This is a genomic window from Modestobacter sp. VKM Ac-2984 (genome assembly GCF_026967985.1).
Lineage (GTDB): Bacteria > Actinomycetota > Actinomycetes > Mycobacteriales > Geodermatophilaceae > Modestobacter.
The window spans coordinates 347,435-370,772 of record NZ_JAPVBJ010000004.1 but is presented as its reverse complement, the minus strand read 5'-3'; the positions used below and the strand labels follow the sequence as shown (position 1 = coordinate 370,772).

The window sequence follows — 23,338 nt, the reverse complement described above, 5'->3', positions numbered from 1 at the left end:
GGACGGGATCGACCTGCTCAGCGGGCCAGCTCCTGCCGGAGCGCGGCGATCGTGTCCTCCCGGTCACTGGTCGACGTGTAGCCGGCGGCTGCGCGGTGACCACCGCCCCCGAGGGCCATGGCCACCCGGGACAGGTCGGTGGCCCCGCGCGAGCGGAGGGAGACCGACCAGCAGCCGTCGTCCTGGCCCTTGAGCACGCAGGCGACGTCGGCCTCCTCGGTCGCCCGGACGACGTCCACCAGGGCCTCGAGCTGGTCGGCGGCCAGGCCGTGCGCCACCGCCTCGGCTGCCGTCGACCAGGTCCAGACCAGGCCGGCACCGACGTCCCGCTCCAGCACCGCCCGGCCGGTGACGGCCGAGAGCAGCCCCAGCCAGCCGAAGGGGGCGGTGTCGAACAGTTGCTGGCTGATCGCCGCGTGGTCGATGCCGGTGCGCAGCAGCCGGGCGGCCAGCTCGTGGGTGCCCGGTGCGGTGTTGCCGAAGCGGAAGGAACCGGTGTCGGCCGTCAGCCCCGCGTAGAGGCAGGTGGCCAGCGACTCGTCGAGCTCGACGCCCAGCCCGTCCAGCAGTTCCGCGACGAGCACGACGGTGGCGGCGGCGTGCGGCTCGACCACCCGGATCTCGCCGAACCCCGGGTTGCTGGCGTGGTGGTCGACGACGACCGACCGCCGCGCGGTGGTCAACAGGGCGGCCAGGTCACCGAGGCGACCCGGTGAGGCGGCGTCCAGGCTGACGAACACGTCGACGTCGGCCGGGACGGTCCGCGGACCGACCAGCTGTCCTGCACCGGGCAGCCACCCCAGCGAGGCCGGCAGCGTGAACGGCTCGGGGAAGGTCGCGACCACCCGGGCGCCGCAGCGGCGCAGCCCCTCGGCCAGCGCCAGGGTGCTGCCCAGGGCGTCCGCGTCGGGCTGCACGTGCCCGGACAGCACGATCGTCTGCCCGGCGGCCGCCGCGGCGGCGAGCAGCTCCACGGCCGCGTCCGCGGGCGCGGAGACGGTGCTCATCGGTTCAGGTGCCGTCCGGGCCGGCGTGCGGTGGCTGCTGCGGCTCGGGGTCGATGTTGCCGCCACCCACCGCGTAGTGCGTGCCGTCGTCCGGCTCGTCCGCCGCGATGCTGTCGGTCGTCCCGACGTCACCGTGCTTGCCGCCGGCGGTGGGGTCGCCGGTGGCCGGCTCCTCCCGACCGCCGAACCCGGCCGTCTGCTGCTGCCCGGCCAGGTCGTCCGGGTCCGGGTCGACGGCCCCGGTCACGAGGCGTTCCGCTCGGCGGCGGAGGGACGGCCGTCGGCGTAGCCGTCGGTGCGCCCGGCAGCGGCGTCCGCCGGCTCGTCGGTCGCGACCTCGAGGTCGTCCGCGTCCTCGGCGTCCTCGTCCTCGTCGACCGCGGGCTTGCGGTACGGGTCGGGCTCGCCGGCGTACTGGGCGCCCTCACGTGCGCGTGCCAGCTCGGCGTCGGCCTCCCGGACTCGCGCCAGCGCCTCCTCCAGCTCCCGGGCGGTGTCCGGGACGATGTCGGCGATGAAGGTGAGCGTCGGGACGAACTTGATCCCGGTCTGCTTGCCCACGGTCGAGCGGAGCACACCGGTGGCGCTGGCGAGGGCCCGCGCGGAGTCCTCGATCTGCTGCGCGTCGCCGTAGACGGTGTAGAACACCGTCGCCTCGCGCAGGTCACTGGTGACCCGCGCGTCGGTGATGGTGACCATCCCGAGGCGGGGGTCCTTGATCTGCATCTCGATCGTGGCGGAGACGATCTGGCGGATGCGCACCGCCAGCCGTCGCGCCCGGGCCGGGTCGGCCATCTCGGATCTCCTGGTTCGTGGGATGGAGCGGCCCCTCGCCGGGCCCGCCGAGAGCGTTCCAGCGGCGGGGCGAGGGGTTCGTCCGTCAGTCGGTCTCGCTGAACAACTGCCGGTGCGTGGACAGCAGCGTCACCTCCGGCCGGTCTGCCAGCAACCGCTCGCAGGCGTCGAGGACGTCGGTCACCTGAGCGGGCTGGCCCGCCACGGTGGCGACCCCCACCTGCGCACGACGGTGCAGGTCGGGGTCGCCCACCTCGGCGGCGGCCACGGCGAAGTGGCGCCGCAGCTCGGCCACGATCGGCCGGACCACGGCGCGCTTCTCCTTGAGCGAGTGCACGTCGCCCAGCAACAGGTCGGCGGTGAGCGTGCCCGTGAACACGCTCACCGCCTCTCCGTTTCTCAGTGCGTCACGGCCCCGTTCTCCTCATGCCGAGCCTGCGAGGCGTGAGGAGAACGGGGTCACGTCAGGCGCGCGGCTTCTCGCGCAGCTCGAACGTCTGGATGACGTCCTCGGGCTTGATGTCGTTGAACGACCCCAGCCCGACACCGCACTCGTAGCCCTCCCGGACCTCGGTCGCGTCGTCCTTGAAGCGACGCAGCGACTCGACGGTCAGGTTGTCCGCGACCACGGCGCCGTCCCGGATGAGACGGGCCTTGGAGTTGCGGACGATCGTGCCGCTGCGCACCAGCGAGCCGGCGACGTTGCCGATCTTCGGGACCCGGAAGACCTCCCGGACCTCCGCGGTGCCCAGCTGGACCTCTTCGTACTCGGGCTTGAGCATGCCCTTGAGCGCGGACTCGATCTCCTCGATGGCCTGGTAGATGACCGTGTAGTACCGGACGTCCACGCCTTCGCGGGAGGCGAGCTCCGTGGCCTGGCCCTCGGCCCGGACGTTGAAGCCCAGGACGATGACGTCGTCGGCCAGCGCCAGGTCGATGTCGCTCTTGGTGATCCCGCCGACGCCGCGGTGGATGACCCGCAGCGTGAGGTCGTCGCTCACCTCGATCTTCATCAGCGCCTCTTCGAGCGCCTCGACGGTGCCCGAGTTGTCGCCCTTGATGATCAGGTTGAGCTGACGGGTCTCCTTGAGCGCCGCGTCGAGGTCCTCCAGGCTGATCCGCTTCCGCATGGACGCGTTCTGCGCGTTGCGGATGCGGGCCTGACGGCGATCGGCGATCTGCCGGGCGATCCGGTCCTCCTCGACGACGAGGAAGGTGTCACCGGCGCGCGGCACGGAGGTCAGACCGACGACCTGGACCGGACGGGCCGGCAGGGCCTCCTTGAGCTTGTTGCCGTGCTCGTCGAGCAGCGACCGGACGCGACCGTAGGCGTCGCCGGCCACGATCGAGTCGCCCTGGCGCAGGATGCCGCGCTGGACCAGCACCGTGGCGACGGGGCCACGGCCCTTGTCCAGCTTGCCCTCGATGACCACACCCTGGGGGTCCTGGCCCACGTTGGCGCGCAGGTCCAGCGAGGCGTCGGCGGTCAGCAGGATCGAGGTCAGCAGGTCGTCGAGGCCCTGACGGGTGGTCGCGGAGACGTCGACGAACATCGTGTCGCCGCCGTACTCCTCGGCCACCAGCCCGTACTCGGTGAGCTGCTGACGGATCTTGGCGGGGTTGGCCCCCTCCTTGTCGATCTTGTTGACCGCGACCACGATCGGCACCTGGGCGGCCTGGGCGTGGTTGAGCGCCTCGACCGTCTGCGGCATGACGCCGTCGTCGGCGGCCACGACCAGGACGACGATGTCGGTGACCTTCGCGCCGCGGGCACGCATCGCGGTGAACGACTCGTGACCCGGGGTGTCGATGAAGGTGACCGGGCGCTCGTTGCCCTCGAGCTCGGTGACGATCTGGTAGGCGCCGATGTGCTGGGTGATGCCACCGGCCTCCTTGCCCGCCACGTTGGCGTGCCGGAGCGCGTCCAGGAGCTTGGTCTTCCCGTGGTCGACGTGACCCATGACGGTCACGACCGGCGGGCGGATGCCCCAGTCGTCCTCGTCGTCGCTCTCCTCGTCACCGAAGGTGAGGTCGAAGGTGTCGAGGAGCTCGCGGTCCTCGTCCTCCGGGCTGACGACCTGGATGACCCAGCCGATCTCGGCACCCAGCAGCTGCAGGGTGTCGTCGTTGACCGACTGCGTCGCGGTGATCATCTCGCCCAGGTGGAACAGGGCGGTGACCAGCGCGGCCGGCTCGGCGTTGATCCGCTCGGCCAGGTCGGTCAGCGAGGCGCCACGCGGCAGGCGGACGGTCTGTCCGTTGCCACGGGGCAGCGAGACGCCGCCCATGCTGGGCGCCGCCATGGAGTCGAACTCCTGACGCCGCTGCTTCTTGCTCTTGCGCCCACGGACCGGACCGCGACCACCCGGACGCCCGAAGGCACCCGCGGTGCCGGCACCCGAGCCACCGCGACCACGACCACGGCCACCGCCGCCACCACCGGGACGGAAACCGCCACCGGCCGGCGCGCCACCGGGACCACCGGGGCCACCGCCACCGGGACGGAAGCCACCGCCAGCGCCGGGACCACCCGGACGGCCACGGCCACCGGCACCGCCGGGGCCACCAGGGCCACCGGCGCGACCGCCACCGGCCGGCCGCGGCGGCATCATGCCGGGGCTCGGACGCTGCGGCATCATGCCGGGGTTGGGACGGGGCCCACCCGGACCGGCGGCGGGACGGGGCCCGCCAGGACCGGACGCGGGGCGCGGGCCACCGGCGCCGGCACCAGGACGGGGCCCACCCGGAGCCGGACGCGGCCCACCGGGACCGGCCTGGCCGGGCGCACCGCCACCCGGACGCGGACCGGCGGCAGCCGGACGCGGGGCGCTGCTGAAGGGGTTGTTGCCCGGCCGGGGGGCCGGACGGGGGCCGGGCCGTGGCCCGGGAGCGGCCGGACGCGGAGCACCCGGAGTCGCTCCACCGGCGGCCGGGCCGCCGGCCGGTGCACCACCGGCGGGACGCGGGCCCGGGGCAGCCGGACGGGCGCCCGGCTCGGCCGGGGCGGCCGGAGCCTGCTGCTCCGGGGCGCTGGCAGCGGGCTGCTGCGCAGCCGGTGCCTCGGCCGCCGGCTGCGGCGCCGGCCGGGGGCCGGGACGCGGGCCCGGGGCAGCCGGACGGGCAGGCGAGGGAGCCGGCACGTCAGCCCGAGCGGCAGGGGCCTGCGGAGCCGGCGCCTGCGGCGCGGCGGGAGCAGGGGCCGGTGCTGCGGGGGCCGGAGCAGCCGGGGCGGCCGGAGCAGCCGCCACGGGCGGGGCCGGTCGAGGGCCGGGTGCGCCGGGACGGGGACCGGGGCGGGCGCCGGAGGCGTTGCCGCCGCCGGAGCTCGGGGCACCGTCGCCGGGGAAGGCCTCACGCAGCCGTCGGGCCACGGGGGCCTCGACGGTGGACGAGGCGGACTTCACGAACTCGCCCTGCTCCTTGAGCTTGGCGAGCACTGTCTTGCTGTCGATACCGAGCTCTTTCGCGAGCTCGTGTACGCGGGCCTTGCCTGGCACGGGTCTCCTCTGGTGAGGCCGGCGGCTGGCCCGCTCGACCTCTGATTCAGTGGTGCATGGTCATCGTGGCGACTTCACGGGTTGCTCATCCGAGGTCGTCCTGCTCTCGACTGTGGACCGGCCGGGTGCCGGTCCGACTGGATCGCGCTCAGTGCTGGGTGCTCACTGCCTGGTGCTCGGTGCTGTCCGCCCGGGACCGGCGCCGTGGCGGGTCAGCTGACCTGCCGGAGGACGTGGGCCTCGAGCGGACCGGTCTCCAGCGGCGTGCTGCTGCGCAGCGCGCGCGGGAAGGCCCGGCGCCGAACTGCTGCCTGCAGGCACTCCGCGGTGGGGTGCAGGGACGCACCCCGGCCGGGGAGCCGTCGCCGCGGGTCAGGGGTGAGCCCCCCGCCGCGGACGACGACACGCAACAGCTCGGTGGCCGGTGCGCGTCGCCGGCACCCCACACAGGTGCGGACCGGCGTCGACGAATCGGCCATCACGGAGTCTAGCGCGCCGTGGGCCCGGGATGTTCCGCGCGCCGCACGGGCGGCCGGTGACCGCCCTGCGGACCACGGGCACCGGGCCGACCGGCCTGCACTCCCGGACGCAGCGGAGCCCGCCCGACCCCCGGGGAGACCGGGGCACCGCCGTCGGTGGACTCGGCGTCACTGCGGATGTCGATGCGGCACCCGGTGAGCCGGGCGGCCAGCCGGGCGTTCTGCCCCTCCTTGCCGATCGCGAGCGACAGCTGGTAGTCGGGCACGACCACCTGGACGGCCCGGGCGGCCGCGTCGACCACCCGCGCGCTGGTGACCCGCGCTGGCGACAGCGCCGAGGCGACGAAGCTCGCCTCGTCGTCGGACCAGTCGACGATGTCGATCTTCTCGCCGTGCAGGTCGCTCATCACGTTGCGGACCCGCTGGCCCATCGGGCCGATGCAGGCGCCCTTGGCGTTGAGCCCGGGGACGCTGGTGCGGACGGCGATCTTCGACCGGTGCCCGGCCTCCCGGGCCACCGCGACGATCTCCACGCTGCCGTCGGCGACCTCGGGCACCTCCAACGCGAAGAGCTTGCGGACCAGGTTGGGGTGGGTGCGCGACAGCGTCACCTGCGGGCCGCGGAACGTGCGGGCGACCGAGACGACGTAGGCCTTGAGCCGGCTGCCGTGGCGGTAGTCCTCGCCGGGCACCTGCTCGGGCGCCGGCAGGGTGGCCTCCACCTTGCCGATGTCGACCAGCACCATGCCCTGGGTGTTGCGGCGGTCGTGCGCCTGCACGATGCCGCTGACGATGTCGCCCTCCTTGCCGGCGTACTCACCGAACGTCTGCTCGTGCTCGGCGTCCCGGAGCCGCTGGATGATCACCTGCTTGGCGGTGCTGGCCGCGATCCGGCCGAAGTCCGAGGGTGTGTCGTCCCACTCGTGCACGACCTCACCGTCCGGTCCCAGCTCCTGGGCCAGGACGGCGACCTCCCCGCTCTTGCGGTCGACCTGCACGCGCACGTGCTTGGCCGCCCCGTCCGCGTGCCGGTACGCGGTGACCAGGGCGGTCTCGATCGCCTGCAGCACCGTGTCCGCGGGGATGCCCTTCTCCCGCTCTACCGCCTTGAGAGCCGTCACGTCGATGTTCACTTGTTGCCTCCTCGTCGCGGCCGGGGATCCCGCGGCGCGCGGCGCGGGGCCGGTCGTCCGGTCCTCCCGCTCGCGTCGGTCGCATCGGCCCCGGCCGGGTCCTGCTCGTGGTCGTGCTCGGCGCCCGCGGGCACCTCGTCGTCGGTCTCGTCGTCGTCCTGGTGCGCCTCGTCGTCCTGGTGCTCGTCGCCGTGCTCGTCATCGTCGTGCTCGTCGTCGTCGTGCTCGTCGTCATCGTGCTCGTCGTCGTGCTCGTCACCGGTGCCGTCGGCGAGGTGGGCCAGCGCGGCGTCGCGGTGCCCGGCCGGACGGGTGAACTCGACCTGCACCCGGGCCTCGCCCAGCTCGGCCCAGCGCACGGCGCGCTCGCCGACCGCCTTGCGCACCTGACCCTTCTTGGTGCCGCCCTTCTCCACGGCCAGCACGACCCCGTCGTCGTCGACCCGGAGCACCCGTCCGGTCAGCTGCTCCCGGCCGGAGTCGGGGCCGACGGCGACGCTGACCAGCCGGCCGACGTTGCGGCGCCAGTGCCGCGGCAGGGTGAGCGGACGGTCGACGCCCGGGCTGGTGACCTCCAGGACGTACGGCGAGCGCCCCAGCGCCTCGTCCTGCGCGTCGAGCACCTCCGACAGCGCGCGGCTGACCTCGGCGACGTCGTCCAGGCTCACCCCGGCGTCCCGGTCGACCACGACCCGGACCACCGAACGCTGGCCGGCGGGACGGACGACGAGCTCCTCCAGGTCGTAGCCGGCGGCGGTGACCACGGGCTCGACCCAGCCGGTCAGCTTGGCGGTCACCACGTCCGCGGTGCCTGCACCTCGGGTGGACACCGACTGCCTCCTGTTGTCTGGGAACCGCGACGTCCGGAACGGCGACGCGCCCACCGGAGGTGGACCCGGTGGCCGGCCGGTCGGACCCGATGGGCCACCGGCGTGCTCCGCGTGAACCTTCAGGCTACCGCCCGCCCCGCCGGCACCACCGGTCCTGCAGGTGGCGACCGCCGCGCCGGTGCGTTCGGCGAGGAGAGCCCCCCGGGACTGTCAGGATGGACGGCGATGTCCGGACTCCTCCCCGCTCCCCCGGCCGCCGGCGCCTTCACCCGACGGAGCCTGCTGCTCGCCACGCTCGCCGGCAGCGCGCTGGTCGCCACCGGCTGCACCGGCACCCCCGGCGACGTGACCGACGCGGTCACGCCGGCGCAGGTCGACCAGCTGGCCGCCCAGGTCCGGGTGCAAGAGGCCGTGGTGACGGCCTACGACCAGGCGTTGAGCACCGCCCCGGAGCTCGCCGCGTCGCTGACCCCGCTCGCCGCACAGGCCCTCGCGCAGCTGGACCGGCTCCGGGCGGCCGCCCCGGGGGACCTCGGGACGACCGCCGCGGCGACCAGCGGCGTCGCCGCGCCGACCGACCCGACGGAGGCACGCGCCTGGCTGCGGGGCCTCGTCGGCACTGCGGCCGCCGCGCACGCCGCGGCCTGCCCGGAGTTCACCGGAGGCCGTGCGGCGCTGCTCGGCAGCATCGCAGCGGGCCTCCGGGGGCAGGAGACGGTGCTGGCATGACCGCTGCTCTGGAGCCCACCGCCGGGAGACGGGACGACGATGGCTGACGGGACGCGTTCACCTTCCGCGTCGCCGACCGCGACGGAGGACGCCGCACTGCAGGAGGCGCTGGCCGCGGCCCACGTGGCGATCTGGGGCTACGGGGTCGTCGGTGCGGCGCTCCCGCCGGAGTCCCGGGACCTCGTCGTCGCGTGCGAGCTGGCGTACCTGGACCTCCGCGACCAGCTGCTCGCCCTGCTCAGCGCCCGGCAGGTCGAGCCGGTCGACGACGAACCGGGGTACACGCTGCCCTTCCCGGTGTTGTCCCCGGTCGACGCCGCCGCACTGGCGGTGACGTTGGAGGAGGGGTCCTCCGCAGCCTGGACCTGGGTGCTGGACCAGGCGACCGAGCGCAGCACCCGCCAGTTCGGCGTGGCGGCGTTGGGCGCCGCCGAGCTGCGGGCGGTCGGCTGGCGCATCCGGGCCGGGCGGACCCCACCCACCACCGCGTTCCCCGGCCTGCCGGAGGCCTAGCCGCCGAGGGCGGCGAGGAAGGCGTCGGCGACCTGGACGGCGACGCTGCTGGACTGCCCGGCCTCCACCAGGACGGCGAAGGCGATGTCGCCCTGCGGGCCGCCGAGCTGGTAACCCATGAACCACCCGTGCGCGTCCAGCGGGGTGTTGCTGCCGTACTCCGCGGTGCCGGTCTTCCCGTACACCTCGCCTCGGTCGGCCAGCTCGGCGGCCGTCCCGCCGACCACCACCTGGCGCATCATCGGCCGCAACGCGTCGAGGACGGCCGGGGCCGGCCCGGCGGGGGCCGCACCGGCCGGATCGCCGCCGACGACCTCCACGGGCACGGCCGGGGTGCCACTGGCGATCCCGGCGGCGACCAGCGCCAACTGCGCCGGGCTCATCAGCACCTGGCCCTGCCCGATCGCGTCGGCGGCCTCGGTGGTGCCGGTGCTGGCCGCGGGCACGTCCCCGCTGAAGACGTCGACCGGCAGCTGCCAGTCGGTGCCCACCCCGTAGGAGGCGGCCGCGTCGGCGAGCGCCCCGTCGGGGAGGGTGAGGGCCTGCTGGATGAAGGTGGTGTTGCAGGACCGGGCGAACGCCTCGGTCATCGGCACCGTCCCGAGGTCGAACTGGTCCTCGTTCTCGAACTCCCGGCCCTCCACCGTCCTCGTGGCCGGGCAGGGCACGAGCGTGTCCGGCGCGACCGTGCCGGCCGACAGCAGTGCCGTCGCCGTGATCGCCTTCATGGCCGAGCCGGGCGGGAACTGCCCGGCCAGGGCGTTGACCGGGTTGGCCGCCTCGTTGGAGCTGACCGCCAGGAGCTCACCTGTGCCCGGCCGGACCGCCACCAGGTGGGTGGCCAGCGGCTGGGTGGCCACGGCGGCGTCGGCGGCGTTCTGGACCGCCGGCAGCAGCGGGGTCTGGACCGGGGTGCCCGGCACGGGCTCGACGGTCCCCACCACCCGCCCGGGGTCCTCGAGGGCCTCGTCGGTGCTGACCACCCGGACGGTGAACCCGGGGGTGCCGGCCAGTTGCTCCTGGCGGGCCCGCTGCAGGCCGGACAGGCCCAGCCGGTCCCCGGCGGCGTAACGCTGCTCGCCGTCGGCGTCGACGGCACCCTCCAGCACCTCGGCGGTGGCCTCCCCGACCCGGCCCAGCAACGCGAGCCCGAACCGGGACGTGGGCGCCAGCAACCGGGTGCTGGTCGGGAAGACCGCGCCGGGCAGGTCGTAGATCTGGGCTCGGATCGCCTCGAAGTCCGGCCGGCGCAGGGTGATCACCGGGACGAACTGCCCGGCCGGCGCCGCCTGCACGTCGGCGGCGATCTCCTCCGCCGGGATGCCGGTCGCCGCGGCCAGCCCGGCGGCCAGCGCCGGCAGGTCGGTGACCTGACCGGGGTCCACCCCGACGTCGACCACCTCGGTCTCGGTGAACAGCGGCGCACCGGTGCCGTCGGTGATCGGCGCACGTTCCGGCAGCGACCGGGCGAGCTCCAGGTGCTGCCCCTCCGCCAGCTCCGGGTGGACGACGGCCGGGGAAGCGACGACCTCCCAGCGCTCCTCGCCGTCCTGCTCACCCTCCTGCAGCTCCAGGGTTGCGTCGTAGCCCCAGTCCGGTGCCGCGGCGAGGTCCCAGGTGGCCTGCCAGGCGACGGTCGCCACGCCGTCCTCGACCTGCACCTCGCCCAGCTCGGTGGTCAGGGTCGCGTCGGGCAGGTCCTCGGCGGTCTGCTCGAGCAGGGCACCGGTCACGACGGGGTCGGTGGTGCGGTCGGCGGCTGCGTCCGCCCGGCCGGCGGCCCAGTCGTCGAGGAACGCCTGGGCGGCGTCCCGGACGTCGTCGGAGGGGTCGCCGGAGCACCCGGCCAGCAACGGGGCGAGCACCAACACCGCGGTACCTCCGGCCATCGCCCCCCGGAGCGTCGCCCCGCGCCTGCTGCTGGATCCGTGTCGGCTGCTCACGGCCCCACCCTGGCAGAAGGCCGCAGCCGATCCGGAACTCCTCGCCGCACCAGCCCCAGGGCTCACACGACGTCTAGAACAGGACGGACGCGTACGTGCCGACCTGCTGGAAGCCGACCCGCTCGTAGGCGGCGCGGGCGGCCCCGTTGTAGTCGTTGACGTAGAGGCTCACCACCGGGGCGATCGCGGCACGGGCGTGCTCGACCACGGCCGCGGTGCCCCGCTGACCGATGCCCTGCCCGCGGTGCTGCGGGGAGACCCACACGCCCTGCACCTGGCACGCGTCCCGGGAGACGGCGCCGATGTCGGCCTTGAAGAGCACCTCACCGCGCTCGATCCAGGCGAACGAGTGGCCCGCGCGGACCATCTCCGCCACCCGGGCGCGGTAGCCGGCGCCGCCGTCGACGCGCGTGGGGCTGACCCCCACCTCCTCGGTGAACATGGCGACCGCGGCGGGCAGGAGGGTGTCCAGCTCCTCGGGGCGCACCGGGCGCACCTGCGGCTCCGCCGGGACCTCCGGAGGACCCGAGATGGCCAGCAGCGGCTGGCGGGCGCGCACCTCCCGCGCCGGGCCCCACCAGGGCGCCAGCAGCTCCCACAGCGGCAGCACGGCCGCCGCCGGGCCGACCACGGTCGAGCACCGTCGCCCGGCCCGCCGGGCCCGGTCGGCGAACGCGGCCGCCGCCGCCTGCTCGGCACCGGGCCGGGCCAGGGGGATCAGGTTGGCACCGGCGAGGCAGACCGCATCGAGCCGGCGACCGGCGTACAGGCCCCACAGCGGCGCCCCCAGGGACGCCGTGGCGGTGCCGTGGGTCTCGATCCGCCCGGCGAGCATGCAGGCGCCGACCGGGTCGGTGGCCAGCAGCTCCCGGACGGCGCCCTCGTCGCCGGCGTCCAGGACCCGGGCGGGGGACGTCGAGCGCAGCACGCGGACCACTGTCCTCGGTCGACCGGTGCGGGCCGGGTCAGGAGACGGAGACGACCGGCGGACCGGACGGGGTGCCGTCGGCCGTCTGCGCCTCGGCGATCCGCATGGCCTCCTCGATCAGGGTCTCCACGATCATCGACTCGGGCACGGTCTTGACGACCTCGCCCTTGACGAAGATCTGCCCCTTGCCGTTGCCGGAGGCGACGCCCAGGTCGGCCTCGCGGGCCTCCCCCGGGCCGTTCACCACGCAGCCCATGACGGCGACCCGCAGCGGCACCTCCATGCCCTCCAGGCCTGCGGTGACCTCGTCGGCGAGCTTGTAGACGTCGACCTGAGCCCGGCCGCACGAGGGGCAGCTCACGATCTCCAGCCCGCGCTGGCGCAGGTTCAGCGACTCCAGGATCTGGTTGCCGACCTTGACCTCCTCCGCCGGCGGGGCGGAGAGGGAGACCCGGATCGTGTCGCCGATGCCCTGGGACAGCAGCGCACCGAAGGCGACCGCGGACTTGATGGTCCCCTGGAAGGCGGGGCCGGCCTCGGTCACGCCGAGGTGCAGCGGGTAGTCGCACTGGGCAGCCAGCAGCTCGTAGGCGCGCACCATGACCACCGGGTCGTTGTGCTTCACCGAGATCTTGATGTCCCGGAAGTCGTGCTCCTCGAACAGCGAGCACTCCCACAGCGCGGACTCGACCAGCGCCTCCGGGGTGGCCTTGCCGTACTTGGCCAGCAGGCGCTTGTCGAGCGAGCCGGCGTTCACCCCGATCCGGATCGGGGTGCCGGCGTCCTTGGCCGCGCGGGCGATCTCACCGACCTTGTCGTCGAACTTCTTGATGTTGCCCGGGTTGACCCGCACGGCGGCGCACCCGGCGTCGATGGCGGCGAACACGTAGCGGGGCTGGAAGTGGATGTCCGCGATGACCGGGATCTGCGACTTCCTCGCGATGATCGGCAGCGCCTCGGCGTCGTCGGTGTCGGGCACCGCGACCCGCACGATCTGGCAGCCCGACGCCGTCAGCTCGGCGATCTGCTGCAGCGTCGCGTTGATGTCGGCGGTCTTGGTGGTGCACATCGACTGGACGCTGACCGGGGAGTCGCTGCCGACCCCGACTCCGCCCACGTCCAGCTGTCGCGTCTTGCGTCGGGGAGCGAGGACGGGAGGGGGCGCAGCCGGCATGCCGAGACTGACGGGGATCGCCATGACCTCAGTATCTACCGCCGGCGACGGCGCCGCCGGTGACCCCGCTGTGACGTCGGTGCGACCGGTCAGCTCAACGTGATCGGGTTGACCACGTCGGCGATGACCAGGAGCCCGGACAGCAGGATGAACAGCCCCGCCACGACGTAGGCGACCGGCATCAGCCGGGCGATGTCGAACGGGCCGGGGTCGGGCCGCCCGCGCAGCCGGGCCACGGTCGAGCGGGCCTTCTCGTACAGCGCGCCGGCGACGTGACCGCCGTCCAGCGGGTACAGCGGGACCAGGTTGAACAGGAACAGCACCAGGTTGACGCTGGCGAGCAGCGACACGAAGAAGCTGAGCTTGTCCACGTTGCTGAACTGCTCCAGGGCGAAGGCCTCCCCGGAGAGCCGGCTGACCCCGACCAGTCCGATCGGCCCCTCGCGGTCGCGTTCCTCCCCCATGAAGGTGGCCCGGAACAGCTGCGGGATGCGCTCGGGGATCTGCACCAGCCGCTGGACCGACTCGGTCACCACGGTGCCGAAGTAGCCCGGGAGCGTGCTCAGCGGTTGACCGACGTACTCCGTCGCGGACTGGACGCCGAGGTACCCGACCTCCTCGGTGCCGTCGGGCTCTCCGTCGGCGTCCGGGTCCGTGTAGACGGTGTTCTCGATCGGGGTGACCGTGAGGTCGAACTGCTCGGTGGCGCCCTCGGCGTCCTCGCGGGCGACGGTGAGCGTCAGCGGCGTGCCGGCGCTGGCCTGCACCGTCTCGACCAGCGCGTCCCAGCCGTCGCCCGGTTCCTGGGTGACCGGTTCGCCGTCGATGGCCAGCACGGTGTCCCCGGCCATCAGCCCGGCCTGGGCGGCCGGACCGGCCGGCGGCAGTGCACAGTCGGCCGCCCCTCCGGCGCACAGCGCACCGGCCGGGGTGATCGGCACCTCGCAGGGGTCGGCCGCGCCGGCGCTGGCCGCCCCGGCCGGCAGCACGCAGTCCGGCACGTCCGCGATCGTGGTGGTGGTCGTCGGCAGACCGATGCCCACCAGCAGGACGAGGAAGAGGAACACGGCCAGCACCAGGTTGTGGAAGGGGCCGGCGAACATCACGATCACCCGCTGCCACCAGGGCTTGGCGTAGAACACCCGGCCGCGGTCGGTGGGCAGGACGTCGTTGAGGGCCGCTCCGCGCACCTCGGCGATGAAGCTGCGCATCCGGGTGGCGCGCTTGCTCTCACCCTCCTCGGCCGGCGGGATCATGCCGACGATGCGGATGTAGCCGCCCAGCGGGATCGCCTTGATGCCGAACTCGGTCTCCCCGCGGCGGCGGGACCAGACCGTCGGCCCGAAGCCGACGAAGAACTGCGGCACCCGCATGCCGAACTTCCGGGCCCAGTAGAAGTGCCCGAACTCGTGGAAGCCGATGCTGAACAGCAGCCCGACGGCGAAGGCGACGATCCCGAGGACCGTCAGGAGGAACCCGCTCAGCTCAAGCTCCGTCTCGGGTTGTCCGCGTCGATGGCGCCGCGAGCGTGCTCCCGGGCCCACTTCTCAGCGGCCAGCACGTCCTCGACGCAGGTGGGTGCGCCGAGGTCCGGCGCGGCGTCGAGGGTACGCGCGATCACCTGCACGATCGCTGGGAACGAGAGGTGTCCGGCTGTGAACGCGGCGACCGCCTCCTCGTTGGCCGCGTTGTAGAGCGCCGGGACGACGCCGCCGGCCTCCCCCGCCTGCCGGGCGAGTCGGACCGCCGGGAACACCTCGCCGTCCAGGGGCAGGAACTCCCAGGTGCTCGCGGTCGACCAGTCCAGGGCCGGCTGGACGTCCGGCAGCCGGTCCGGCCAGGCCAGCGCCAGGGCGATCGGCAGCCGCATGTCCGGCGGGCTGGCCTGGGCGATCGTCGCGCCGTCGGCGAACGTCACCATCGAGTGCACGATCGACTGCGGGTGCACCACCACGTCGATGTCGGCGTACGGGACACCGAAGAGCAGGTGCGCCTCGATCAGCTCCAGCCCCTTGTTCACGAGGGTCGCGGAGTTGATGGTCACCACGGGGCCCATGTCCCAGGTGGGGTGGGCCAGCGCCTGCTCCCGGGTGACGCCGGCGAGCTCTGCGGCGGAGCGGCCCCGGAACGGCCCGCCGCTGGCGGTGAGCACCAGCCGGGCCACCTCGCCGCGCGCACCACCGCGGAGGCACTGGGCCAGTGCGGAGTGCTCGGAGTCGACCGGCACCAGCTGGCCGGGTGCGGCCGCCGCCGTCACCAGTGCGCCACCGGCGACCAGCGACTCCTTGTTGGCCAGGGCGACGGTGCGTCCGGCGGCGAGCGCCGAGAGCGTCGGCCGCAGCCCGATCGACCCGGTGATCCCGTTGAGCACGACGTCGGCCGGGCGTGCGGCCAGCTCCTCGGCCGCGCGCGGGCCGGCCAGGATCTCCGGGAGCGCGTAGCGCCCCTGCGCCCAGCCGCGCTGCTGTGCCGCGGCGTAGAAGGCGAGCTGCAGGTCCTGGGCGGCGGTGGCCCGGGCGATCGCGACGGTGCGCACGCCCAGCGAGAGGGCCTGCTCGGCCAGCAGTGCGACGTCACCCCCGCCGGCGGCCAGTCCGGTGACCCGCAACCGGTCCGGGTTCTGCCGGGCGACCGCGATCGCCTGGCGGCCGATCGACCCGGTCGAGCCCAGCACGGTGACCGTTCGCGGTTCGGTGGTGCGCGGCTCGCTCATGCACCTGATCCTGCCAAGCCCGCCAGCCTCCGGCCGACCGACCTGTAGAAATGCGAGCCCCTTGTCGTGATCTGTTCAGCATCACGGTGTTCATCACGAGCTCTGCCAGTCCAGATCTGGACGATTCCATCCACCTCTGGCAGAGGTTGTCCAAAAGATCGGCGCGTCGTCCGGTGTACGGGTCAAGGTCAGCCGTTCCCGTACCGATACTCCTCGTGACGGCTCGGACACCGGGCCACCGACCAACCGGAGAGACCTCATGTCCCGCGTGTCCACCCGCCGCGCCACCGTCGCCACCGGCCTCGCCCTCGGCACCGCCACCCTCAGCTTCGCGTTCGCCCCGGCCGCCCTCGCCGCCCCCGGCGAGCTCCCCGCCCTGCAGGGCCCGTCCACCGCGGTGATCGGTCAGACCTACGAGCTGTCCGGCACCGAGTGTGCGGCGACGTACCCGGACAAGCCGGCCACCGTCTACGTGGACGTCTTCGCTGCAGCAGACGCCACCGACCCCACAGCCGAGCCGCTGCTCAGCCTGACGGGCCCGGTGGAAGCGGGCGACTGGACCGCGACGCTGGCATTCTTGCCGGGTGCGACGCCGGGCGGCTACGTGGCCTTCGCCCTCTGCGAGCCCTACGACGGCGGGGAGACCGACACCGGTGCAGACTGGCTCGCCTACCCCGAGTTCTCGTTCACCCTGGCGGCAGCGCCGGTCACCCCGGGCCCGGTCACCCCGGGCCCGGTCACCCCGGAGCCGGTGGACTCGCCCCCGACCACCGTCGCCCCGACCGGCGAGCTGCGCGGCGAGTCCGCGAACAGCGCCGGCGTCGCCAGCACCAAGACCAGCTCCACCACCGGCGCCCAGGCCACCCAGGGCACGAAGATCGTCAAGGTCCTCACCGGCTTCAAGCCCGGGGAGAAGGTCACCGTCACCCTGCACTCGGACCCGCAGACCGTGGGCACCTACACCGCCGACGCCGACGGCACCGTGACCGTCAGCTTCACGCTGCCGGCCGGCACCCCGGCCGGTGAGCACGACCTGGTCTTCGAGGGCGACATGGGCACCTACTTCCAGGAGTCCCTGACGGTCACCGCGGCCAGCTCCTCGGACTCCGACAGCCTGGCCTACACCGGCGCGAGCGTCGCCCTGCCGCTGTCGCTGGGTGGCGGGCTGCTCGTCGCCGGCGCCGGCGCACTGTTCGCCCTGCGCCGCCGTCCGGCAGGTGCACAGGACGTCTGAGCATGACCTTTCCGCTCGAAGCAGACGCCGGCCAGGTACCTCCTGGCCGGCGTCCGCCGCGTTCCGGGAAGACGGTTCGCCGCTGGCGCATCGCCCTGGCCCTGCTCGCCGTCCTCCTGGTCGCGCTGGGCGCGGACGCAGCCGTACTGGCCGGCCGCATGGGCCAGATCGACGTCGACCTGTCCGGCGGACCCGGCGACACCGACGGGCGGACCTGGGTGCTGGTGGGACTGGACTCACGTGACCGGCTGCCCGACGGCGCCGACGCCACCGCCTTCGGCACTCCCGACCAGGTGCCCGGGGCCCGCACGGACGTCATCGTGGTCGTCCACCAGACCGACGCCGCCACCACCGTGTTCTCGGTCCCGCGCGACGTCGTGGTGCGCACCGACCGACGTCCTGGCCGGCTCGCGCTCACCTGGCTGAGCGGACCCCGAGCGACCGTCGACGGGCTGTGCCAGCTCGGCATCCCGACCGACCACCTCGTCTCCGTCGACCTCGCCGGCTTCGCCGCGGTGGTCGACGCCGCCGGTGGTCTGGACGTCGACGTCCCCGAGCCGGTCCGCGACCCGTCCGCCGGGCTACAGCTGACCGGGACCGGCCACCAGCAGGTGGACGGCGCGACCGCGCTGGCCCTCGTCCGTTCCCGGCATCCGGAGCACCTGGTCGACGGCGAGTGGGTGCCGGCACCGGTGGACCCCGACGGTCGGGCCACAGCCGCCGGCACCGTGCTCTCCGCCCTGATGACCCAGGTGCGATCGGCCTCGCTGCGCCCATGGCGGCTGCAGTCGGTCGCCTGGGCGGCCTCCGGAGCCCTCGCCACCGACCCGGGCACCTCGACCGGGGACCTCGCCTCCCTGGCTCGCGCGGAGCTGGACGACCTGCGGGTCCTGCCGGTCGGCGAACCGCTGGGCGGCACGATCGCGCGACTTCCGACGGCGGACACCAGGGCCGCGGTCGCGTCGGCCGGGCTCTCCTGCGACCGGTGAACGGACACCATCCCGCGCCACGACCGCGCCCAGCGGGTGCAGCGCACGGGGGTTTGGCAAGATGGACGCCGTGAGTGAGCACAGCGGTCGGGGACAGGGTCAGCAGACGAACGCCGGGGTGGTCGCACAGTCCCGACGCGAGGAGGGCATCGTCCGCCCGGGCGAGACACCCGTCCACGACGAGCACCCCGCGGACTGGGGCTGGCACGCCGAGTCCGGCCGTTTCGGACGGATCACCGGCTGGCTGATGGTGCTGGCCCTGCTGGCCCTGCTGTTCGGCAACCACGAGGGCCAGGTCGAGAACCTCTGGATCCTCGGCTTCGTGCTCACGCTGGTGGTCATGCTGCTGTGGGACGTCCGCCGGCGGAAGAACGCCTGGCGCTCCCGCTGAGCCACCCGCCGCTGCCCAGCGGCGCCCCCCTCCGACAGAGGCCGTCTCCCCCAGGGAGACGGCCTCTGTCGCGTCCGGCCCAGCCGCCGCAGGACGCCAACGATGCACGGCCCTGTACAGACGTGTTGGTGATCGATCAGTCGAGGTGCACATCTCGACAGCGAACCGAACACCGGCCGTGGACGGTTCTACCGACTGCTGTGCACTTTTGGCCGACCCAACCGCGTGTCGCACAGAAAACTGACAGGTCGGCGGGATGAAGGCACTAGACAGTGCCTCACAGGTCCGGACGCCCGGGCCGCCACCACACGGAGGAACCCGATGAGCCGCCTGACCCGTACCCGCGTCGCCGTTGCGACTGGTCTCACCCTGGGCACGGCCACCGCCGGCCTCATGCTCGCCCCGGTCGCGTTCGCCGCCCCGGCTGCCCCGACGGTCTCGCCGTCCAGCACCCTCTCCCCGGGCGCCGAGTACACGGTCGCCGGCGTCGGCTGCACCCAGGCCTCCGACACCGACGGGATGCCGTTCGTCTCGATGGTCCCCGACGTCGCGGAGCCCCAGTCCGGTGATGGCACCGAGCCCACCGCGGACGGCGCCTGGAGCTTCGACGTGACCGCGCCCATGGAGCTGGGGAGCTACACCTACCGGCTGACCTGCGACCAGTACACGAGCGAGTTCAGCTACGACAAGGTCACCATCACGGTCACCGCCGACGGCAAGCCGGTCCCGGCCCCCGCACCCGCCGCCTTCGTGCCGGGCGCGACGCCGAACACCCCGGGCATCGCCGCGACGTCCAGCACCGCCACCAGCAACGTCGCCGCCCCCGGCCAGGAGGTGACCAAGACCTACAAGGGCTTCAAGGCCTTCGAGAAGGTCACCCTGGTCCTGCACTCGGACCCGGTCGTCCTGGGCACCTACACCGCCGACGCCAACGGCGTCATCACCGCGACCTTCACGCTCCCCGCCGGCACCACGCTGGGCACCCACACCCTCGCCCTCGACGGCGACGCCGGCAGCCACTTCGAGGAGACCATCACGCTGACCGCCGACGGCAAGGCGCTGGCCTACACCGGGGCGAGCGTCGCCCTGCCGCTGGTCGCCGGCACCGTGCTCGTCGGCGCTGGCGCCGGCGCCCTGGTGCTCAGCCGCCGCCGCACCGCGGGGGCCAGCCAGGCCTGAGCATGACCCGCAGCACCACGACGAACGCCGGCCAGGCTCGCCCTGGCCGGCGTTCGCCGCGTTCCCGGGCCCGTCGGTGGGCGCTGGAGGACCTCGGAGCGGTGTCCGTGCTGCCGGTGGGTGACCCGGTGGCTGGCACGCTGCTCCGCTCCCCCTCGCCAGCGCCCGCCGCCGCGCTCACCTCGGCCGGGATGTCCTGCATCGCGTGACGCCGACCTGGCCCGCGCCTTCCCGGGTCAGTTGACCGCGACGCCGATCGCGCTGCCGATCAGGTAGGTCGCGCCGGCGGCCAGCGCCCCGAACAGCAGTTGGCGCAGCGCCGACCACCACCAGGGCCGGGGGGTGAAGCGCGAGGACAGCGCACCGGCCACCGCCAGTCCCACACCGCCGCAGACGAGCGCCACCCACAGGGTGCCCAGCCCGAACAGGTAGGGCAGCAGCGGCACCGCGGCCCCGACCGAGAAGGTCACGAACGAGGAGACCGCAGCCACCCTCGGCGACGGGGTGTCCTCCGGGCTCAACCCCATCTCTGCGACGACGTGCAGGCGCAGCGCCGTCTCCGGGTCCCGGGAAAGCTGCACCGACACCCGCTCGGCGAGGTCGTCGTCCACCCCACCGGCGCGCAGGAGTGCGACCAGCTCGTGACGCTCCCCCTCGGGGTTGCGTGCCAGCTCCCCGCGCTCCTTGGCGACCTCGAGTTCGAGCTGCTCGTTCTGGGTGGTCACCGACGTGTACTCACCCAGCGCCATCGAGATGGCCCCGGCGACGAGGCTGGCGACCCCGGAGAGGAGGACCGTCTGCGCCGCGGCGCCCCCGGCACCGACGCCGGCCACGAGGGCGGTGTTGGTCACCAGGCCGTCCATCGCGCCGAACACGGCAGCCCGCAGCCAGCCACCCGACACGTCGGCGTGGCTGTGCTCGTGCGCCTCCGCGTCGGGCAGCACGGTCAGCCCTGGTCCGACTCGGCCCCGAGGGGCACGCCCTCCTCGATGCCGGGCACCGGGACGGCGATGCTCGGCACCCCGTCGACCTGGTCGGCAGCGGCCAGCTGCCCGCAGGCGCCGTCGATGTCCGAGCCGCGCGTGTCGCGGACCGTGGTCGGCACCCCTGCGGCGCGCAGCCGGGCGACGAACTCCCGCTGGGCAGGCAACGGACTGGCGTCCCACTTGCTGCCCGGTGTCGGGTTGAGCGGGATCAGGTTCACGTGCGCCAGCCGCTTGGCCAGCAGCTTCCCGAGCAGGTCGGCCCGGAACGGCTGGTCGTTGATGTCCCGGATCAGGGCGTACTCGATGGAGTACCGGCGACCGGTGCGTCGGGCGAAGTCGTCAGCGGCGCCCAGCACCTCGTCGACCTTCCAGCGGGTGTTGATCGGCACCAGTTCGTCACGCAGTTCGTCGTCGGGGGCGTGCAGGCTGACCGCGAGGGTCACGTTGAGCCCTTCCTCGGTCAGCTTGCGGATGGCCGGGACGACGCCGACCGTCGAGACGGTCACCGCGCGCTGGGAGAGCCCCAGCCCGTGCGGCGCGGGGGTCAGCAGCGCGTCGAGCGTCTTGCGCACCCGGGCGTAGTTGGCCAGCGGCTCACCCATGCCCATGAAGACGACGTTGGACAGCCGGCCGGGGCCACCGGGGATCTCACCGTTGGCCATGGCGGCGGCAGCAGCGACCGCCTGGCCGATGATCTCGGCCGCCGAGAGGTTGCGGGTCAGGCCGCTCTGGCCGGTCGCGCAGAACGGGCAGGCCATCCCGCAGCCTGCCTGGCTGGAGATGCAGACGGTGGCGCGGTCGGGGTAGCGCATGAGGACGCTCTCGACCAGGGCCCCGTCGTGCAGGCGCCACAGCGTCTTGCGGGTGCGGCCGCCGTCGGCGGACTGGTGGCGCACCGGGGTCAGCAGCCCCGGCAGCAACGCACCGGTCAGCTCTGCACGGGAGGCGGCCGGCAGGTCGGTCATCTGGTCTGGGTCGGTCACCCCGGCGTAGAAGTGCCGGGCCAACTGGTCGGCGCGGAAGGCCGGCTGACCCAGCTCGACGATCGCCGCACGGGCCTCCGCACGGGTCAGGTCGGCGAGGTGCCGAGGCGGCTTGGTGCGGCGGGGGGCCTCGAAGACCAGGGGCAGGGCAGTCATAACGACGTCCATGCTCCCACCACCGGGCCGCTGGGGGTGGCTCGGTGGTAGGTGACATCGCTCCCTGGGAGGGGCCAGCGCAGGCTGCTCCCCCGTCAGCTCCGACCGAGGGCCTCGGCCAGCGTCACCGACGGGTCAGGTGCTCCGGACGTCGGGGAGGTCGTCGCAGTCGGCGGCGGTGGCGAGGTGACGGTCGGCGTCGGGGTCGGGGTCGGGGTCACCGTCGGGGTGGGGGTCGGGTCAGGACCGGCCGTCGGCGGCACGGGCCCGCCCCCGCCGGAGGACCCGTCCCCGGGTCCGCCGGGCACCTGCGGATCACCGGGGTCGGTCACCACCGGATCCGGGGCCGGCGGGTCGGTGCCCACCGGTCCGGGCTCCTGCGGATCGGTGGCGTCCGGACCGGGGCCCTGCTGGTCGGGGTCCACCGGCGCGCACGTCGCGGCCAGGACGTCGACGACCACGTCGACGGCAGGGCCGTCGGTGCTCTCGTCCGGGGTCTCGCTGTCCTCGGGCACGGCCACGGGCACGGGCACGGGCACGGAGCAGTCGCCGTCCGGCAGCGTCGGTTCGCCGACCGGGCCGGTGGCGGGCGGGCCGATGGGTGCGGGGTCGGTGACGACCTGAGCGGAGCCGTCCGGCGCCGGCGCGTTCGGGGCAGGCCGCATCGGCGGTGCCGGCCGCTGCACGACAGAGCCCGCGGTAACGCGGGGCTGCACGCGGGACCGAGGCGCCGCCATCACCTGCCGCACGCGGTCCCGGACCGCCGAGGTCGACTGGGTCGACGCGGTCCGCGGACGGGGTGCCGCCGCGGTGCCCGGCGACCCGGTCGGGGCCGTGGTGACGGGCGGGGCCACGAGGCCGTCGCCGGCGTCGGGTGCAGGCACCCCGCCCGGCCGCACCGCCGGTGGTCGGCTCGACGTCGTCGGCGCGGCCCGCTGGTCGGTGTCCCGCTGCACGGCCGCGACCGAGGACCCCGCACCGTCCGGCCCACCGGGCAGGGTGAAGCCGGCCACGACCCCGGCCAGGACGAGCACCGCCGCCGGGAGCAGCACGCGGTACCGCCGCCGCCGAACAGGGGCCGGCGGGGTCCGGACGGCGGGCGGCGCGTCGGCTGCGGCCGTGACGAGGGTGCCGGCAGCGGCGGCGGTCAGTGACTCCGCAGCCGCGATGTCGGTGGCCCAGGCAGCGAGCTGCGCCTGGTCGTCCTCGGCGGTGAGATCGGCCCCCGGCAGGTCCGTGACCAGTGCGGTGGACGTCCCCGGGGGCAGGTCCTCCCGGTCGACCGGCTCGGGGACCGGCCCCGGCCCGGGGAGGACGTCGGACTCCTCGGGCGGCAGCACGCCGTTCGTCAGCAGCCCGGCGTGGACCCACTGCGGCAGCCACGCCTCGTCCCAGGGGGCCTCGGCCCACGGCGACTCCTCGGCCGTCACCTGACCGTTCGGCGCATGGCCGGTGGCCGCGGGTTCCGCGGACTCGTCGGCGGCCGGGCGGGCCAGCTCCGCCACGTCGAGCTCTGCTGCCTCGATCTCGGGCGCCTCGACGTCCGCCACCCCGACGTCGGGCACCACGGCCTCGGGCACCACGGCCTCCGGGACCTCGGCCACCGCATCACCGGCCGCAGACCCGTCCGGTCCCGGGCGTACCGAGGCGGGCTGGTCCTGACCGTCCACCGGCGACGC

22 protein-coding genes and 1 pseudogene are annotated in these 23,338 nt (G+C 74.2%); 6 read left to right on the top strand and 17 right to left on the bottom strand.

Features of this window, described 5'->3' with window-relative positions; all coding sequences use genetic code 11:
- Positions 1-17: 17 nt before the first annotated feature.
- From O2W16_RS11545 to rimP, 9 genes and pseudogenes are all read right to left on the bottom strand, one after another.
- Entirely contained in the window at positions 18-1,007 is a 990-nt protein-coding gene (locus tag O2W16_RS11545) for a DHH family phosphoesterase (protein ID WP_269158963.1), read from the bottom strand.
- A 4-nt stretch (positions 1,008-1,011) separates the two neighbouring features.
- Positions 1,012-1,254 (bottom strand): hypothetical protein, encoded by a 243-nt coding sequence (locus O2W16_RS11540; RefSeq protein ID WP_269158962.1) that lies wholly within the window; start codon positions 1,252-1,254, stop codon positions 1,012-1,014.
- A complete protein-coding gene (gene rbfA / locus O2W16_RS11535; protein ID WP_269158961.1) occupies positions 1,251-1,802 on the bottom strand; it encodes a 30S ribosome-binding factor RbfA in 552 nt (183 codons plus the stop codon). The genes O2W16_RS11540 and rbfA overlap by 4 nt, the downstream gene beginning before the upstream one ends.
- 85 nt (positions 1,803-1,887) lie before the next feature.
- Entirely contained in the window at positions 1,888-2,187 is a 300-nt protein-coding gene (locus tag O2W16_RS11530) for a DUF503 domain-containing protein (protein WP_269158960.1), read from the bottom strand.
- 79 nt (positions 2,188-2,266) lie between these two features.
- Complete coding sequence (gene infB, locus O2W16_RS11525; RefSeq protein ID WP_269158983.1) at positions 2,267-4,105, bottom strand: translation initiation factor IF-2; 1,839 nt, start codon at positions 4,103-4,105, stop codon at positions 2,267-2,269.
- Between the two features lie 1,053 nt (positions 4,106-5,158).
- A pseudogene (locus O2W16_RS11520) lies at positions 5,159-5,299 on the bottom strand (translation initiation factor IF-2 N-terminal domain-containing protein); the annotation flags it as partial.
- Positions 5,300-5,511: 212 nt separating this feature from the next.
- The gene (locus O2W16_RS11515) at positions 5,512-5,778 is read right to left on the bottom strand and encodes a YlxR family protein (RefSeq protein ID WP_269158959.1); all 267 of its coding nucleotides are present in this window, start codon (positions 5,776-5,778) and stop codon (positions 5,512-5,514) included.
- An 8-nt stretch (positions 5,779-5,786) separates the two neighbouring features.
- On the bottom strand, positions 5,787-6,911 hold the full coding sequence (gene nusA, locus O2W16_RS11510) for a transcription termination factor NusA (protein ID WP_269158958.1): 1,125 nt from the start codon (positions 6,909-6,911) through the stop codon (positions 5,787-5,789).
- Complete coding sequence (gene rimP / locus O2W16_RS11505; RefSeq protein ID WP_269158957.1) at positions 6,908-7,741, bottom strand: ribosome maturation factor RimP; 834 nt, start codon at positions 7,739-7,741, stop codon at positions 6,908-6,910. Before rimP ends, nusA begins: the two co-directional genes overlap by 4 nt.
- A gap of 225 nt (positions 7,742-7,966) precedes the next feature.
- Here rimP and O2W16_RS11500 point away from each other — a divergent pair, with 225 nt between their 5' ends.
- Together O2W16_RS11500 and O2W16_RS11495 are read left to right on the top strand one after the other, a co-directional pair.
- Entirely contained in the window at positions 7,967-8,470 is a 504-nt protein-coding gene (locus O2W16_RS11500; protein WP_269158956.1) for a hypothetical protein, read from the top strand.
- A 39-nt stretch (positions 8,471-8,509) separates the two neighbouring features.
- On the top strand, positions 8,510-8,983 hold the full coding sequence (locus tag O2W16_RS11495) for a ferritin-like domain-containing protein (RefSeq protein ID WP_269158955.1): 474 nt from the start codon (positions 8,510-8,512) through the stop codon (positions 8,981-8,983).
- Here O2W16_RS11495 and O2W16_RS11490 read toward each other — a convergent pair.
- From O2W16_RS11490 to dxr, 5 genes are all read right to left on the bottom strand, one after another.
- On the bottom strand, positions 8,980-10,872 hold the full coding sequence (locus O2W16_RS11490; protein WP_269158954.1) for a penicillin-binding transpeptidase domain-containing protein: 1,893 nt from the start codon (positions 10,870-10,872) through the stop codon (positions 8,980-8,982). The two genes, O2W16_RS11495 and O2W16_RS11490, sit on opposite strands and share 4 nt — an antisense overlap.
- A 127-nt stretch (positions 10,873-10,999) precedes the next feature.
- The gene (locus O2W16_RS11485; RefSeq protein WP_269158953.1) at positions 11,000-11,854 is read right to left on the bottom strand and encodes a GNAT family N-acetyltransferase; all 855 of its coding nucleotides are present in this window, start codon (positions 11,852-11,854) and stop codon (positions 11,000-11,002) included.
- A gap of 37 nt (positions 11,855-11,891) precedes the next feature.
- Positions 11,892-13,052, bottom strand: a complete 1,161-nt coding sequence (gene ispG, locus O2W16_RS11480; protein WP_442928909.1) for a flavodoxin-dependent (E)-4-hydroxy-3-methylbut-2-enyl-diphosphate synthase — start codon at positions 13,050-13,052, stop codon at positions 11,892-11,894.
- A gap of 65 nt (positions 13,053-13,117) precedes the next feature.
- Positions 13,118-14,572, bottom strand: coding sequence for a M50 family metallopeptidase (locus O2W16_RS11475; RefSeq protein WP_269158952.1), 1,455 nt, complete (start codon positions 14,570-14,572; stop codon positions 13,118-13,120).
- Positions 14,509-15,741, bottom strand: coding sequence for a 1-deoxy-D-xylulose-5-phosphate reductoisomerase (dxr, locus tag O2W16_RS11470; RefSeq protein WP_269158951.1), 1,233 nt, complete (start codon positions 15,739-15,741; stop codon positions 14,509-14,511). Before dxr ends, O2W16_RS11475 begins: the two co-directional genes overlap by 64 nt.
- Positions 15,742-16,000: 259 nt before the next feature.
- Between dxr and O2W16_RS11465 the strand changes: the two genes are divergently transcribed.
- The 4 genes from O2W16_RS11465 to O2W16_RS11450 all read left to right on the top strand — a co-directional run bounded on the left by O2W16_RS11465 (position 16,001) and on the right by O2W16_RS11450 (position 19,534).
- On the top strand, positions 16,001-16,975 hold the full coding sequence (locus tag O2W16_RS11465) for a hypothetical protein (protein ID WP_269158950.1): 975 nt from the start codon (positions 16,001-16,003) through the stop codon (positions 16,973-16,975).
- Positions 16,976-16,977: 2 nt separating this feature from the next.
- Complete coding sequence (locus tag O2W16_RS11460) at positions 16,978-17,964, top strand: LCP family protein (RefSeq protein WP_269158949.1); 987 nt, start codon at positions 16,978-16,980, stop codon at positions 17,962-17,964.
- 70 nt (positions 17,965-18,034) lie between these two features.
- A complete protein-coding gene (locus O2W16_RS11455; protein WP_269158948.1) occupies positions 18,035-18,355 on the top strand; it encodes a DUF2631 domain-containing protein in 321 nt (106 codons plus the stop codon).
- 321 nt (positions 18,356-18,676) lie between these two features.
- Positions 18,677-19,534, top strand: coding sequence for a hypothetical protein (locus O2W16_RS11450; protein WP_269158947.1), 858 nt, complete (start codon positions 18,677-18,679; stop codon positions 19,532-19,534).
- A 236-nt stretch (positions 19,535-19,770) separates the two neighbouring features.
- Here O2W16_RS11450 and O2W16_RS11445 read toward each other — a convergent pair whose 3' ends face one another.
- The 3 genes from O2W16_RS11445 to O2W16_RS11435 form a co-directional block, all read right to left on the bottom strand.
- Positions 19,771-20,478 carry a VIT1/CCC1 transporter family protein gene (locus O2W16_RS11445; protein ID WP_269158946.1) on the bottom strand — a complete coding sequence of 236 codons (708 nt, stop codon included), beginning with the start codon at positions 20,476-20,478 and terminating at the stop codon, positions 19,771-19,773.
- A gap of 2 nt (positions 20,479-20,480) precedes the next feature.
- On the bottom strand, positions 20,481-21,659 hold the full coding sequence (rlmN, locus tag O2W16_RS11440; protein ID WP_269158945.1) for a 23S rRNA (adenine(2503)-C(2))-methyltransferase RlmN: 1,179 nt from the start codon (positions 21,657-21,659) through the stop codon (positions 20,481-20,483).
- A 95-nt stretch (positions 21,660-21,754) separates the two neighbouring features.
- Positions 21,755-23,263: a hypothetical protein gene (locus tag O2W16_RS11435; protein ID WP_269158944.1), complete on the bottom strand. Its 1,509-nt coding sequence runs from the start codon at positions 23,261-23,263 to the stop codon at positions 21,755-21,757.
- Positions 23,264-23,338 lie beyond the last annotated feature (75 nt).